The organism is Williamsia muralis (assembly GCF_051487485.1).
GTDB lineage: Bacteria > Actinomycetota > Actinomycetes > Mycobacteriales > Mycobacteriaceae > Williamsia > Williamsia muralis_B.
This window is the reverse complement of sequence record NZ_JAHVCV010000005.1, coordinates 418,228-433,455: the sequence shown is the minus strand read 5'-3', so window position 1 is coordinate 433,455 and position 15,228 is coordinate 418,228. Positions and strand designations below refer to the sequence as shown.

Genomic DNA, 15,228 nt, shown 5'->3' with positions numbered 1-15,228 from the left:
CAGCGAGGGTACTCGTCTCCGAAGAGAACTCAGCAAGATCCTACTCCGCTGACAACACGAACGTATCGGGTTGCAGTCGCGGCCGGCACCTGCCGACCGCCGGTCGACCAACGCCGCACTCTGTCCGTGGTGGCATTCCTGAGCCAAAGTACTTTCGTCCCCTCACCCGGTGGTTTTCGGCAGGTTCGCAGCCGGCGGTGACGGCGTTGAATGAACTCGCAAGCCAATCAATCAAGGAGAATCCGATGTCCACTTCTGCCCCCACGGTCGTCGGTGTGGATGGTTCGTCGACAGCACTGGACGCTGTGCGGTGGGCCACTCACGACGCAGTACTGCACCATTCCGAGCTGGTGCTGGTCTCGTCGATCTGCCCGCCGGCTAATGCCATGCTGCCCACCAGCTACTACGAGGCATTGCAGTCTGATGCCGACAATGCGTTGACCGAAGCCAACGCGCTGGCCATGCAAGCCGTTGACGACGGTGCTGAGTTGCATGTGTCCACCAGAGTGGTGTCTGAGCCGCCGATTCCTGCTTTGTTGGAGTTGTCGAAAACGGCACGGATGGTGGTGGTCGGCAGTCGCGGGATGGGCAGGATCAACAGGGCACTTCTCGGGTCGGTCAGTTCGGCGGTGGCCGCCCATACCCATTCACCGCTGACAGTCGTGCGCGGATGGGCCGCCAGCGATCAGGCCAGTCGAAAGACGATTGTGGTCGGCACCGACGGGTCCTCGGCCAGTCAGGCAGCGCTGGAGATGGCGTTTGAGCAGGCGGCCGCGCGTGGGGTGGGCCTGACCGCGGTGCACGCATGGTCTGACGGTGACTTCGCGCTTGTGCACGCCAATCAGGGGCTCGAGCCCTGGGCTTGGCCGACTGTTCGTGAGGAGGCCGAGGGAGTGTTGGAGCGCAGTATCGGCGCCCTTCGCCAGAAGTACCCGCACGTGCAGGTTCGGGCCGTCGCGGTCCGGGATCGGCCGGTGCAAGCACTCCTCGATCACGCTCAGGCGGCGCAGATGGTCGTCGTCGGCTCGCATGGGCGAGGTGGTTTCACCGGAATGCTCCTGGGGTCGACAAGCCGCAAAGTGCTCCACTCGGCACTGTGTCCGGTGATGATCGTTCCGAAGTAGACCAACAGACGAGTCAGGCCCGCGATGACGATCAGTCATCGCGGGCCTGAGCGTTTGGAGGGGTTTGTGAACGGCCGGCGCCTGACGGCACGTGTCGCCAACAGCTACGGTGCGAGCGCGGGGATCGTGGCAGCAGTCCAGACCCTGGCAGCCTCGTTTACGCTGTCGCGCAACGCTTGCGACGTATCGATTTGTGCTATTCCCTGCCATGATTCGTCATCGACGATGTCTGCCATCTTGTGAGCGATCGCGGGCGTAGCATCCGACGGGCTGTCGAGCCGACCGGCAATTCGCTGGCTCGCGGTCTCCTCGTCCACCACACACCGCATCATGACCAGCACTGAACTGGTCTCGTCCGCCACGGTTGCGGCGAACCGGCGTTCTTCGGGGTCGGTCCATGACCCGTCCAACACCACCGAACGACCCATGAGCAGATGAGTTTGGGCTCGTTCGAACATCGATCCGTACACAATGGCTTTGTTGGCCGGTGAGTAGAGACCCTCTCTGTACTTTCCCGGCGCTCCCGCGATGACTCCGGCCCCCACCAGCTCTCTGCGCACAATGTCACTCGACAATATGACCGCGTCCACTGATCTCGCCAATGCGGTTGCGACAGTGGTCTTTCCCGTTCCTGGAAGCCCGCCGACAATCGCCAGACGCACTTGTCCAGAGAGCAGGTGCTCGCGCGCAAGCTTGAGATGGCGATGGGCGTCGTCGTGAGCGGTGAGAACGCCCTGATTCGCGCGAATCATCTCGACTTTCGCACGAACAACGGCGCGGTAGGCGATGTAGTGATCGATCAACGATGCCGGCGCGTCGTCGTTGCCGGCTTCGAGATAGGTCGTCAGAAACTTATCGGCCAAGGCGCGGTGGCCATGGAATTCGATGTCCATGGACAGGAAGGCAGCGTCATCGATGCCGTCGACGTACCGGAGGTGGTCGTCGAAGTCCAGGCAGTCGAGTATTCGCGGCCCGTCGGGAAGACAGAAGATGTCGTCGGTCAGCAAGTCACCGTGGCCGTCGACAATGCGGCCAGTTCTGATGCGGTCCGCCAGGAGCACCCCGCGGCCGCGCAGGTAGTGGTCGCACAGCAGTCCGATCTGATGTGCCAGCGCGGCGTCGTCAGGATTCGAGCACAGGTCGCCGAGTTCGGCGATGTTCTGTTGCCATCGGTTGAGCACAGCCGATGGTGTCGCGTCCTGGTCGATGACATCACTCCGCTGCGCTGTCTGGTGAAATCGAGCGATCATGCGCGCGAGTTGATTGATCACTTTTACTGCGGTGGTGTCGTCGAGTCGCCGCGTAAGCTTGGTGTCTTCTGGCATCCGGCGCATTATGACGACGGGTTCAGGATCGCGTTCGGGCGACGTCAGGTGTCCCAGACCGAGGTACGCGTCGGGAGCGAGACGCCTGTTGAGGGCTATTTCGCGGATGCACGCAGCATCGCGCTGTGCAGTCGAGCTGAAGTCGAGAAACGGTGTTTTGACCGGCTTTTTGGTCTTGTAGGCACGATCGCCGTACAAGAACACCACTCCTGAGTGGGTTTCGCGCACTTCGGCGAACGGCACGTTCATCGGGCGGCGATTTCGCGGTCACGGATGTGGTCGGTGACCACAGGGCCAGTTCCTGTCACGGCCCCGCCGTCGACAACAAATTCAGACCCGGTGGAGTAGGTGGCCTCGGTGATCACAAAACGAATCATGACCGCCACCTCTGACGGCTCGCCGAATCGAGGTATGGGCTGCCCGGCAGCGGTCGCCTCGTCGAGTCCAACGGTCATGGGAGTGGTGATCGGACCAGGATGAACAGACATGACTCGGACCCCGCCGTCACTCAGATCGAGTGCAGCGGACTTCGTCAGGCCGCGAAGGCCCCATTTACTGGCAACATAGCCCGCGATGCCTTGATAACCCATCAATCCCGCCGTCGAGGACACGTTGACGACCACGCCCGCGCCGGAGTCGCGCAACTGGCCGGCCGCACAATGGATACCCAGAAACGGGCCGATGAGGTTTACTTCGATGAGGTGCCGAAACGCCTCTGGCTCAATGTCTTCCACCCCTCCGAACGCCAGGATCCCGGCGTTGTTCACCAGGGCACTGAGCGGACCGAACCTGCGCTGGCTTCGGGTCAGCACTGAGTTCCAGTTGGCTTCATCGGTCACGTCGAGGTGCTCATAGACAGCAGAGTCCCCCAGCGAGGCTGCCACAGCAGCACCTTCATCATCGAGAATGTCGGCCACCACAACGTTCATACCCGCAGCACTGAGTTCGCGCACAGTGGCTTCACCGATGCCTCGCGCTCCGCCCGTGACCAGGACTGTTCTACCGCTGTACACACTCATCGCTTCCCCTCAATCAGCTGTGGTTGACCGCTTAGATCAGCATCGGACGGGAATGGGAACAATCGCGACGGGCAATGGTCACCTCTGCACGGCCGTTCGGCACTTTCAAGCGGGCGGGCGATGCCAAGTGCCCCCAACCGGGGACTTTCTCCCCTAACGACCCGCCGGTTCAAGTGGCACAGTCTGGAGACTATCGAGCGATGGGAGTCGACCTATGAACCACACGATGCCGGATAGAACAACGCTGGAATCCGCTGCGGCGTTGGCCCTGCGGGCACCGTCGGTACACAATTCCCAGCCCTGGCGGTGGCGGGTGAGTTCGCAGGGCATCCATCTTTATGCCGACCCGCAGCTTCACCTGGTCCACACCGATCCGGACGCCCGTGACCTCTACTTGAGTTGCGGAATCGCCCTGCACCACATGCGCGTAGCTCTTGCAGCGCTCGGCTGGCGAGCGGTGGTGCGACGCTTCCCCACCGTCGAGGACCCGTACCACATCGCTGCCGTGGAGATGCATCCTCAGTTCGTCGCCGAAGACGACATCGCCCTCGCGGCCGCAATTCCCCGACGCCGGTCTGACCGGCGTTGGTACAGCTCCTGGCCGGTACCGGACCGCTACTTGTCGATGCTCAACAAGCGCGCCGCGGTCGAAGGTGTAGTGCTTGATCGGGCCCACATGTCCAGCTACTTTCGACGCGCTGCGGCGATGGCCGCCGACCACCACGCCGCCGACCCGGCCTACCAAGCCGAGCTGGCGATCTGGAGCGGCGGGTATCGCGTCCACGACGGCGTCCCATCCAGTAACGCACCCGCCCAGACGACTCCCCCGTCACCGGCATTGCGCGAGTTCACTTCGCCCGCTCTGTCTCAATCAGCACGAGCTGACTCTGAGGAAGACGCCGGCATCCTCCTTATCGTCGGTACACCCGGAGATGATCGCGCCTCGCAGCTTCGCGCCGGCGAAGCAGCAAGCGGGGTCCTCCTCGAGGCCACCGCGCTGGGTCTGTCGACGTGCCCCTTCTCAGAGCCACTCGAGATCGCTGAAACCCGTACCGTCATCCAAGAGCATGTCGCCACCAACGACTGCTACCCCCAGCTCATCCTGCGGGTCGGGTGGGCGCCTGCAAATGCCGATCCGCTCCCGCCGACGCCGAGAAAGCCATTGTCGTCGGTGTTGGTCGGGCTCGATGCCGCGCAGTCGGCCCGCTGACGCAAGCGACCGCACCGATGGCGCCGATCCTCACCCTGACCCTCAACCCCGCTCTGGACATTCACACGTCAGTTCCCGAACTGATACCAACCGACAAAATGCGTTGCAGTACAGCGCGCTACGACCCCGGCGGCGGCGGGGTCAACGTGGCGCGGGCCGTCGTCGCGTTGGGTGGAACCGCAGAGGCCGTCATCACTTCAGGCAGCTATTCTGGCGCTCACATCCGAACAATGCTCGGCAAAGACGGAATCGCCGTCCACGCTGTCACCATCGCCAACCCCACACGCGAAAGCTTTACCGTCACCGAGGAATGGACAGGCCAGCAGTACAGATTCGTCCTGCCTGGGCCCCACCTCACGAGTGGCGAGGAAAAGCGTTGTCTGCAGGCGGTTGCCCGATGCGCTTCCGGCGCCGACTACCTCGTAGTCAGCGGCAGTGTCCCTCCAGGGTGCTCGGACAGCATCTTCGCAGGTTTGGCACGGATCGCGGAGAAACACGACTGCCGACTCATCGTCGATACCGCTGGTCCTACCCTCAAGCTGGTCAGCGGCGCCTACTTGATCAAGCCCAGCCTCCGCGAGTTACGAGAATGCGTCGGGAACAGTCTGATCGACAGAGCTTCCCAGGTCGCTGCAGCACGGGATCTCATTGACGCCGGAGTCAGCGAGATCGTCGTGATCTCGTATGGCAGCAATGGAGCCATGGTGGTCACCGTCGAGGAGGCGACGGACGTAGCCAGCATTCATGTGCCTGAGGGAAGTGGGGTCGGAGCAGGTGACAACATGGTCGCGGCCATCACATACGCGTTGGACCAGGGGTGGTCGCTCATTGATGCGGTTCGATTCGGGACAGCCGCCGGCGCAGCCACACTCCTGACGCCAGGAACGCAGCCGTGCCGGCGAGTGGACGTCGACCGGTTGTATCAGCAGTCGCCGAGGTAGGCACCAATAGCCGATATTGTCGGCAGAGCAGGCCGTAAAGCTCTGGCCCTCAGCACTGCTCGCCCAAGGGCGAAGCCGGTGCGCGATGTGAGACGCCCGTGGTGTGCTGCTCGAGCAGTGTCATTGCCGGCGTGCAGCGTCGAGCATCAAACGACGTTCGGCTCGTGCAACGTGCCGGTGGGTGGCGTCGACAGCGTCGGGGTTGACCGAGATGGACGTGATTCCCATGCGTACCAGTCGTTCTGCGAACTCGGGGTGTGTTGACGGCGCTTGACCGCACAGCGACGAGGTGATCCCGTGCTTGCGCGCTGTAGCGACAATGTGTTCGATCGCGTCGAGAACGGCGGGGTCGCTCTCATCGAAGAGTTCAGCGCAGGTCTCGGAATCGCGATCGACTCCCAGCATGAGCTGAGTCAGATCATTGCTGCCGATGGACACCCCGTCGATTCCTGCACCCACGTACTCAGGGAGCCAGTAGACCACCGACGGCACCTCGGCCATCACCCACCGATGCATACCCCGGTGATCACCTAATTCGCTCGAATCGACAAGCTGCAGACAGCGTTCCAGTTCCCACTTGGTTCGGACGAACGGGGTCATCAAATGCACGTTGGGATGAGTTTCTCGAGTTTTCGCGAGTGCTGCCAGCTCTAACCGGAACACGTCCGGGTTCTGCGTATATCGGTAACACCCGCGGTAGCCGATCATCGGATTGTGCTCGATCGGCTCGTACTCATCGCCGCCGGCCAAACCGCGGAACTCATTGGTACGAAAATCAGTGGCCCGATAGATGACCGGCCGCGATCCGAACGGTGCGGCGATTCGGCTGAGGGCGTCCGCCATTGCGTCGACGAACACGTCCTGATCACCATCGGCGATCACGGCACGGGGGTGCTTTCCGCCGAGTGCGTTCGTCAGCATGAACTCTGCTCGAAGCAGCCCGACACCGTCCACGTTCTGCGCTGCAACAGCTTCAGCGGCCTCGGGCGAGGTGAGGTTGACGTAGATCTTAGTCGCGGTCACTTCCGACATGACCGCTGCCCCGCGTGCGGGCCCTTGAGGATTCGTCGCAACTGATGCGACTGCTGTCCGCGGTTGCCCGGCAGACACTTCCCCGGTCTGCCCGTTCACGGTGACGATCACACCGTCGGTCAGGTCCGTGGTCGCCGAGTGCGCGCCCACCACACACGGAACCCCGACCTCACGGGCAACGATCGCCGCGTGGCAGGTGACGCCGCCGCTGTCGGTGACCAATGCCGCGGCCCCGCCGAATGGTGGGCAGCCAATCCGGGTTGGTCATAGGTGCCACCAGGACCTCTCCGTCGCGGAGTAGCCGCCCATCATGCGGATCGGTCAAGATCCGAACTGCCCCGCTGACAATGCCAGGTGCGGCCGGTAGACCCCGCACCAACACAGACTGAGTCCCGCTTTCAGCGCGACCGCTCGTCGCGACGGCGGATCGCTCGTTCCCGAGGGTGGTGATCGGCCGCGACTGCACAATCCAGATGGATCCGTGGTGATCGATGGCCCATTCCATGTCCTGTGGCCGGCCATAGTGCTTCTCGGCTCGAAGCGCCAGTTCAGCAATCCGCGCAATCGTCGGATCGTCGAGCACCTTCTGATGTCGGACGCCCGCGCTGAGCGGCACCCGCTGATCGTGTCCGTCGAACCCCTGGGTGATCTGGAAATCCTGTTGGCCGATTCTGGCGTTGATGACGGTGAGGTCGTTTTTCGACACCAGGTAGGTATCAGGTTCCACTGCACCGGACACAACCACCTCGCCCTGACCTCGAGCCGCCTCAATCACCAGGCGGTCCCGGTCCCCGGTGGTCGGATCGGCGGTGAAAACGATCCCCGCCCTGGCCGGCACGATCATCTTCTGAACCACGACTGCCATCACGGGTGCATCCGAAAGTCCCTGATTCGCACGATAAGTAAGCACCCGAGGAGTAAACAACGACGCCCAGCAATCCCTTACGGCCTCGAGCAACTCGGTTTCAGAGCCGATGTTGGTGAAGGATGCATTCATCCCTGCAAACGAAGCGTCGTTGCCGTCTTCGCCGACTGCCGACGACCGGACGGCGACGTTGAGATCATCACCGTTACCTAGGCGTTGGTAGGCAACACTGAGCGCGAGACAGACCTCTCGGTCAATCCCGGCCTTGGCCACGAGTTCGGTCAGCCTGCGACACAATCGGGTCAGCTCGCCATCATCGTTCACCGCGGCGAGCGCCGCATTGTGGGTCGCCGTCATCTCACTCAGTATCCCCGCCTCCCGCATGGTGTGAGTGAAAGCCGATGCCAGCAGCACGAAGCCGTCTGGAACCGGCAGGCCGGCACGGGTGAGCTCACCGAGGTTGGCGCCCTTACCGCCGGCCTCGTCGGCGTTGATCAACAACAGATCGGCGAAAGACTTCACAAACGTCATGGCCCCACCCTTGTCCGTTTATGAAGGCGCTTCCAGTGCCCAATGTTGCTTCATCAATGGCACTTCGATGCTTCGCGAGGGACCTTGGTCCCACGGGACAAGCCGGACACGCATTCGGCGGACATGGGACCTATTCCCGGCGAGGAGGTGACCACCGACTCTAAAGGTAAACGGGAACGCCATCGCAAGATGTGTACCGGAGTTAGGAGAACAAATGCCCACACGCCGCCCGATCATTGTTGGTGTCTCCACCGCATCCAGCGATCCCGCCGCCACTGAATGGGCGGCGAGCGAAGCAGCTCTGCGTTCTCGAGCCCTGCACATCGTTGCTGTGGCCGACGACCTCGACTCCATTGCCGGTGCCTCACCGCAAGCAGCCGACTACTGCCACGACATCGAGCGCGCGGCACAGACTGTCCTCACCGAGGCGAGGGTCGTCGCGCGGCAGGCCGCCCATCGCGTCGGTGTTCCAGACCTGGCGATCGGTACCCGCTTGCTCAAAGGGTCTGTCCGCGACCAGCTGATAAGACAATCCATCGACGCCGACATGATCGTTGTTGGGATCGACCCCGCTACCGGCCGCGGGGCCGATGTCGTCGCCTCCGCCCTGGCGACCCATGCCCACTGTCCTGTCGCACTGGTCCCGTCAGGCTGGAAGCCGGCCGCAGGGCGACACATCGTTGTCGGGCTCGACGGATCAGCGCCCAGTGCCGAGGCGGCGGCCCTGGCGTTCGATGAAGCCGACCTTCGCCACGTACCGCTGGTGGCCGCGCATTCGTGGCTCGACACTGGTGGCCGTTCCGCCTACGTGGCTGCCAGCCCCAACGTCATCGACGCCCGTGATGCCGAAAGCACCCTCCTCGCAGAGCAACTGGCTGGCTGGTGTCGGGACTACCCTGATGTGTCGACCACCCTGCACACCATGCACGCAGACCCCGTCGACCTACTCACCCGACTGGGGACACAGGCAGAACTCCTGATTGTCGGAAGCCGTGGCCTCGGCGGATTTTCCGGCATGTTGTTGGGCTCCACCAGCCAAAGGCTCCTGCCCAAGCCGCCCTGTCCATTGATTGTCGTCCGAAGCCCACACCTCAGCAGTGGGCGGATCTTCCATCGTCTTGCCCGCAGCGTCGCCCGCTAATCCCGCCACACCCAACCCAATCACGTCACACCATTCGACAAGAGACCTTCATGCGAACCAGCAGAGTGGTCATGCTCATTCTCGGGTGCTTCTCGGCGCTGCTCGGAGTCGCGCTTCTCTGCGCTGGCGCCTTTCTGTCATGGGGGTACTTCATTCAACGGGATGGCGGAGAGATCACCCTGCCCCAGGAGAGGTTCGAAACCGCCTCCAGCGCTTTGGTCTCCAATGACATCGACATTTTCGATTCCGCGAATCGGCCCGACGCCCTGGGCTTTGACAGCCTGGGTCGTATCACCCTGAAAGCCACTGCCAGCAATCCCGGCAGTCCCGTCTTCATCGGCATCGGACCCACCGACGAGGTCAACCAGTATTTGCGCAATGTGGCCCACACGCGCATCGACGAGGTAACCTACGACCCCTTTCGGGTGAAGTACGACGAGGTCCCCGGAGACCGCACCGCAACACCTCCCGCACAGGAACAGCTGTGGTCGGGAAGCATCGCCGGATCTGGGACGCAGGAACTGTCGTGGGACTTGCAAGACGGTTCCTGGACAGCGGTGGTGATGAACGCCGACGCCAGTCCGGGGGTCGCCGTCGAACTCCAACCTGGAGTGCATTTCGACTTCCTCGGCCCTCTGGCCGTCACCGTATTGGCAATCGCCGCAGTCTTCCTCCTCATCGGCATACCGCTGATCGTGGTCGGAGCAATCGGACTCGGGAGGCATCCTCAGGCACTTCCCACCGCACCCGCGGCGGCCGCCAAAGACACTGCAACGTCCACGGCACCGTCTGACGCCTACCCAGCCACTCTGACCGGAGAACGCGACCCATCACTGTCGCGATGGCTGTGGCTCGTCAAATGGCTGCTGGTCATACCGCACTACATCGTTCTGCTGTTCCTCGGCATTGCATTCCTCTTCACGACCATCGCCGCCGGGCTGTCCATCCTGTTCACCGGCCGATACCCACGAGGCCTGTTCGACTTCAACGTAGGTGTACTTCGATGGGCATGGCGCGTGCAGTTCTACGCCTACTCGGCACTGGGCACGGACCGCTACCCACCATTCACCCTGCAGCGCACCGACTATCCCGCCGACTTCAGCGTCGACTACCCCGAGAAGCTGTCCCGCGGATTGGTGCTGGTGAAGTGGTGGCTGCTGGCCATCCCGCACTACATCGTTCTGGCAATCCTTGCGGGTGGTTGGTACGCGGGCTTCCGCATCGCCGGCGATGACGGCGTCGGCTCCGCTGGACAGCCCTACCTGTTCAGTTCTTTGCTCGGTCTGCTCATCCTGATCGTCGGCATCGGCTTGTTGTTCACCGGCCGCTACCCCGGAGCGCTGTTCGACTTCATCATGGGAATCAACCGGTGGGCCTTCCGAGTCGCGGCCTACGCAGCTTTGATGCGCGACGAGTACCCGCCGTTCCGCATGGATCAAGGCCCGTACGAACCGACGAGTGGCCATCAGTCGCCCGGCTCAGCACATTCCACTCCCCCACGCCCCGAACCATCACCTGTCGGTGCGCCTGCCCGTCTGGGCGAACACCCCAGCCAACCGCCCGAACACCGCGATTGGTTCAACGCGTGACAAACACAGTCGTCGCCTATGCGACTGCTCACGGAACCACCCAGAGCATCGCGCAACGGATCGCCGAGATCGTTGGTGGCAAAGGAGATGACGTCGAACTCCGTGCACTCGACGAGCGCAGCGGACTTGGCGATCTCGCCGAGGTCGACTACCTCATCATCGGAAGTGCCATTCACAAACGGGCAATGGCTTCCCGCCGCAGAGGCCGCGGTTCGCGCTTTTCAGCAGCCCCACGATCCCCTTGTGGTATGGGCATACTCGGTCTCCTCGGTGGGAGCAACCAGCTCTTTTCTGGTCCGGCCGGTAGCACGCGCCCTTCGTCACGTCACTTCCGAGCCGCGTGCAGTCACCGAGCTGAGGACCCAGGCAGACGTCAGATCGCATCGCTTCTTCGCCGGCGAAATCGCACCCGGCGATTGGCCCAGGACCGGACGGATCCTGTTCCGTCTCATGGGAGGCCGATACGGAGATGCTCGCGACTGGGATGACGTCGACGAGTGGGCCGGCCGCATCATCAGCAGTTTGACCGAACCGAGATAGGCGCTTCAATGGACGATCCCATCACTATCATCGACCTCGAGAAGAGGTACGGCACCACACGCGCCCTGGATGGTCTGACGATGGCTGTCGCGGCAGGATCGGTCCACGGATTTTTGGGACCAAACGGGTCGGGCAAATCCACCACATTGCGGATCCTTCTCGGCCTGGCGCGCGAAGACGCCGGCTCCGTGCGCGTCTTCGGTTACCACCCGTGGCGTCATGCCGGCCTCGTGAACACGAGGCTGGCGTATGTACCCGGCGACGTAAGCCTGTGGCCTTCGCTCACAGGAGGAGAGGTACTCAATCTGCTGGGCGAAGTGCACGGGAACGTAAACCTCACTCGCCGTGCTCAACTGGTGGATCGGTTCGATCTCGACCCCACCAAGAAGACGAGGTCCTACTCCAAAGGCAATAGACAAAAGGTTGCCCTGATTTCTGCACTGTCCTTCGACGCCGAATTGCTGATTCTCGATGAACCGACCACCGGGCTCGACCCGGTGATGGAAGCGGTCTTTCGCCAGTGCATCGAAGAGCGGCGCGACGCGGGGACAACGGTCCTGCTCTCGAGCCACATGCTCGCCGAGGTGGAGGCCCTATGCGACAGTGTGACGATCATTCGTGCCGGACGGACCGTCGAATCGGGCACCCTTCAACAGTTTCGCCGACTGACGCGCCTGGTCGTGCGCGCCGAGCTGATCGGATCCGGGGCAGCACTGCGAAGGGTTTCCGGCGTCCACGACATCGAGATCGCCGGCAGTACCTTCAGCTGTACCGTCGACCGCGACCGCCTGACCAACCTTCTGGGCAGGCTCGCCGACATCGGGGTGGGAGATCTCAGCGTCACCCCACTCGCCCTGGAAGACCTGTTCTTGCGCGACTACCCGGACACCTCCCAACATCCGGCGCCGACATGACGACGACACAGGGGTTCCGCACGCTGCTGCGCGTCGACGCGAAATCAGATCGCACACTGAGCGCGTCATGGCTGGCAGTTCTTGCCGTGACAACCTGGGTTTCGGTGGACGCGACCAAAGACCTGTACTCGACGCCGCAATCGCTGGCCGGCGCCGCATCCGCCATCAACTCCACACCTGCGGTGACCGCCTTGTATGGCCGGGTCACCTCCGTGGGATCACTCGGGGAACTGGCGATCCTCAAACCGTTCATGCTCGGCGCGATCGCTGTGTGCGCTGTCGCGGCATCCGTCGCCATCCGTCATACCCGCGCCGATGAAGAGACCGGCCGGACAGATCTTCTCATCGCTACGGGTGCCGGACGGAAGTCACCGCTGATCGCCGGCTGCCTCAGTGCAGCGGTGTTCAGCGTGATCGCCGGCCTGGGCGTTGCCGCCGTGCTGCTAGGCCTCGGGCTCCCGACGCACGGATCGATGATGGTCGGTGCCAACTTGGCCACCCTCGGAATACTGTTCGGTGTCGTAGGTGCCTGTTGTGCACAGGCTTTCGGCACCGGTCGCACGGCGCGCAGCGCTTCGTACACGCTGATCGGACTGTGCTTTCTCATTCGAGCCGTGGCCGACAGCATCAGCTCCCTGAGCTGGGTTCGGTGGCTCTCGCCCCTGGGTTGGTCCCAACAGACCCAACCCTATGCAGGTGAGAGATGGTGGCCGATGCTGCTTCATCTGGCATGTGCCGGTCTGATCACACTGTGGGCGTGGAGAATCGACGAATCCCGAGACGTCGGCGAAGCCCCGTGGTCACGTTCATCCGTCTCCAGTGCCACCGACCTGCACAGCCACCTCGGATTGGCGTGGAGGTCACTGCGGTCAGGCTGGTACATATGGGCCGCGGGCATTACCGCACTCAGTCTGGTGGTCGGCAACGTCGCCGCCAACGCAGACACGATGCTCTCCGATAGCGGTATGAACGACTATCTCGAGCGCCTCGACGACTCCGGCGCGGCCATCGACACCCTGTACTCGGCCGAGCTCACCTACATCGGGTTGTTGGCTACAGCATTCGGCATCCATGCCATGGTCGATCTCGTCCGAGATGAAGCGGCCGGTCGCGCAGACCTTCTCCTGACCGCGGCTCCGTCTCGGTCACGTTGGCTCGGAGCACACCTGGTCGTCGCTTTCGTTGGAACCGCCACGCTGATGGGCATCTCCGGGGGCATCCTCGCTGTCGGGGAGGTCATCGCTACTGGGGACAACGCACACGCTGGGAGAATATTCGCAGCTGCCATGGGGCAGGTTCCCGCCATCTGGGCGATCTGTGCGGTGGCGACCGTGCTGGTCGGGATCACCCGCCATGCAGGCCCGTGGGCGTGGGCGCTGCTCGTCGCAGTCATGGTCACGAGTGTCTTCGGGCCTTTGATCGACGTGGACGTGAACCTCGCCGAACTCTCCCCCTTCAGCCACACCCCCACCGTCACCGGCTCCCAAACACTCACACCCGCAATAGGGATGATCGCCCTCGCCGCTGCCCTTGCGCTGACCGGATCCTATGTGCTCAAACATCGCGACATCGGCTGAGAAGGGTGGGCTAACATGCGCAGCAAGCGGATACCGACGATGCGTGCGTTCACTGACCGACGTTGGTCGGCCATCGCCGCACCCACGTGCGCAGTCACCGGATGCCTTGCTTTCGCCGTTGCCATCGCAATAGCGGATGGAGAGGATGACTTCGGGAGACAGGCTGCCGCGCATGTGCCCTGGGACAGGCCGCTCGTGGCCGCGCTTGCACTGGCGCTCGTCGTGGGCGTACCGATGATGCTCAGCGCATACACTCTTTGGCGGGCAACACCTTTCGCGGCCGTGACCGCAGTGATCGCGGGAGGCTTGCTCATCACGTGGATTGCCGTGCAGATTGTGGCGGGTGCCTTCCACCCGCTGCAGATCCTATTCGGCCTGGTCGGCTTGTTCGTGATGGCAACCGGTTGGCACATCGCGAGTGGTCAAGCTCGGGTGTAAACAAGTCTCCACGGGTCATCACCGGTTTCCCGTAGGTGCCAACCATCTCCCTCGATCTGCTTCTGGAGATCCTTCAAAGCCTGGTTCATTCCGGGAGCCCACGCCTCTCGCGGGGGAACCGTGCCCCAGATCCGGGGCACCGGAAACGTCGCACTGAGGTAAGTCGGCTCGCCATCGACGACACCGACAAAACGCATGTAGGCATTTCCGGACTGCGACGCCAACGTCGCCAACAGGGCGACCCACCATCGACGAGCTCCTACTTCTTCCACACCCACAACCAACGCCGAGTATTTCGCGGTCACGTGTCAAGTGTCCGCTGGCATGGGCTAGCCGCACATGGCAATTGGTCACCCGAACTGACGTCGAACGACCCTCTCGAGATCCGCCTCGACCGCGTTCAATGAGCATCAATCGTTGACGCCCGCCAGATGACGAGGAGAAGTCGAAATGCTCACTGCGCGCACCCAGGCCATTGCCACCGGCACCGCAACAAATCGGAGGTTGAAGACCGTCGCTACCATCGCCGCCGCTCTGACCGGGTTACTGGCGTTCGCCGGGGCCATCGGAGTCGCCGGCGGCGGAGCCGACTTCGGCAAAGACGTCGAGCAACGCCTGCCATGGGAAAGCCCCGTGCTGGCCGGCATCGCCCTGGCACTTGTGGTCGGTGTGCCCACCACCCTGGCCGCCTTCACCCTCTGGCGGTTGATGCCCCAAGCCGCAGTGACCACCCTGATCGCGGGAGTCATGCTTGTCGCCTGGATCGCCGTCCAGATCGCCGTGATCCGCGAGTTCAACCCCCTACAAGTGGTTTTCGGTATCGTGGGCCTGCTTCTGATCGCGACAGGATGACACTTCGCCCGCAGTGACACGCTTGAGTAGTTGAGTAATCAACGGGCGTCTCCGACGGAGATGGCCTTTGCACCGGATGAAGCACTCTCTACCCTTACCCTTGTCATTCCTGGCCAAGAAGCGCGCCGAC

13 protein-coding genes and 1 pseudogene are annotated in these 15,228 nt (G+C 62.8%); 10 read left to right on the top strand and 4 right to left on the bottom strand.

Translation table 11 applies throughout. From position 1 onward, the window contains the following. Positions 1–245 precede the first annotated feature (245 nt). Positions 246–1,124, top strand: coding sequence for a universal stress protein (locus KXR83_RS16270; protein ID WP_437425690.1), 879 nt, complete (start codon positions 246–248; stop codon positions 1,122–1,124). A gap of 104 nt (positions 1,125–1,228) precedes the next feature. Here KXR83_RS16270 and KXR83_RS16265 read toward each other — a convergent pair whose 3' ends face one another. Together KXR83_RS16265 and KXR83_RS16260 are read right to left on the bottom strand one after the other, a co-directional pair. Then, entirely contained in the window at positions 1,229–2,698 is a 1,470-nt protein-coding gene (locus KXR83_RS16265) for an AAA family ATPase (RefSeq protein ID WP_437425689.1), read from the bottom strand. Further along, the gene (locus tag KXR83_RS16260; RefSeq protein WP_437425688.1) at positions 2,695–3,468 is read right to left on the bottom strand and encodes an SDR family NAD(P)-dependent oxidoreductase; all 774 of its coding nucleotides are present in this window, start codon (positions 3,466–3,468) and stop codon (positions 2,695–2,697) included. Before KXR83_RS16260 ends, KXR83_RS16265 begins: the two co-directional genes overlap by 4 nt. 226 nt (positions 3,469–3,694) lie before the next feature. Here KXR83_RS16260 and KXR83_RS16255 point away from each other — a divergent pair, with 226 nt between their 5' ends. After that, positions 3,695–4,678 (top strand): Acg family FMN-binding oxidoreductase, encoded by a 984-nt coding sequence (locus KXR83_RS16255; protein WP_437425687.1) that lies wholly within the window; start codon positions 3,695–3,697, stop codon positions 4,676–4,678. Positions 4,679–4,695: 17 nt separating this feature from the next. Continuing rightward, complete coding sequence (locus KXR83_RS16250) at positions 4,696–5,619, top strand: 1-phosphofructokinase family hexose kinase (protein WP_437425686.1); 924 nt, start codon at positions 4,696–4,698, stop codon at positions 5,617–5,619. A 120-nt stretch (positions 5,620–5,739) separates the two neighbouring features. On the opposite strand, the pseudogene ppsA reads toward KXR83_RS16250, so the two are convergent. Then, positions 5,740–8,047, bottom strand: a pseudogene (ppsA, locus tag KXR83_RS16245) (phosphoenolpyruvate synthase). Positions 8,048–8,261: 214 nt separating this feature from the next. Between ppsA and KXR83_RS16240 the strand changes: the two are divergent. The 6 genes from KXR83_RS16240 to KXR83_RS16215 are packed head-to-tail and all read left to right on the top strand — an operon-like array spanning position 8,262 to position 14,246. Next, positions 8,262–9,188 (top strand): universal stress protein, encoded by a 927-nt coding sequence (locus tag KXR83_RS16240; RefSeq protein WP_437425685.1) that lies wholly within the window; start codon positions 8,262–8,264, stop codon positions 9,186–9,188. Between the two features lie 50 nt (positions 9,189–9,238). Continuing rightward, positions 9,239–10,777 (top strand): DUF4389 domain-containing protein, encoded by a 1,539-nt coding sequence (locus KXR83_RS16235; protein WP_437425684.1) that lies wholly within the window; start codon positions 9,239–9,241, stop codon positions 10,775–10,777. Continuing rightward, positions 10,774–11,265: a flavodoxin domain-containing protein gene (locus KXR83_RS16230; protein ID WP_437425683.1), complete on the top strand. Its 492-nt coding sequence runs from the start codon at positions 10,774–10,776 to the stop codon at positions 11,263–11,265. The genes KXR83_RS16235 and KXR83_RS16230 overlap by 4 nt, the downstream gene beginning before the upstream one ends. Before the next feature lie 60 nt (positions 11,266–11,325). Continuing rightward, entirely contained in the window at positions 11,326–12,231 is a 906-nt protein-coding gene (locus tag KXR83_RS16225; RefSeq protein ID WP_437425682.1) for an ABC transporter ATP-binding protein, read from the top strand. Further along, entirely contained in the window at positions 12,228–13,808 is a 1,581-nt protein-coding gene (locus KXR83_RS16220; protein WP_437425681.1) for an ABC transporter permease, read from the top strand. The genes KXR83_RS16225 and KXR83_RS16220 overlap by 4 nt, the downstream gene beginning before the upstream one ends. A gap of 15 nt (positions 13,809–13,823) precedes the next feature. Further along, a complete protein-coding gene (locus KXR83_RS16215; RefSeq protein ID WP_437425680.1) occupies positions 13,824–14,246 on the top strand; it encodes a hypothetical protein in 423 nt (140 codons plus the stop codon). On the opposite strand, the gene KXR83_RS16210 is transcribed toward KXR83_RS16215, so the two are convergent. Further along, positions 14,231–14,551 carry a hypothetical protein gene (locus KXR83_RS16210; protein WP_437425679.1) on the bottom strand — a complete coding sequence of 107 codons (321 nt, stop codon included), beginning with the start codon at positions 14,549–14,551 and terminating at the stop codon, positions 14,231–14,233. The genes KXR83_RS16215 and KXR83_RS16210 overlap by 16 nt on opposite strands. A gap of 145 nt (positions 14,552–14,696) precedes the next feature. Between KXR83_RS16210 and KXR83_RS16205 the strand changes: the two genes are divergently transcribed. Then, positions 14,697–15,098, top strand: a complete 402-nt coding sequence (locus KXR83_RS16205; protein WP_437425678.1) for a hypothetical protein — start codon at positions 14,697–14,699, stop codon at positions 15,096–15,098. Positions 15,099–15,228 lie beyond the last annotated feature (130 nt).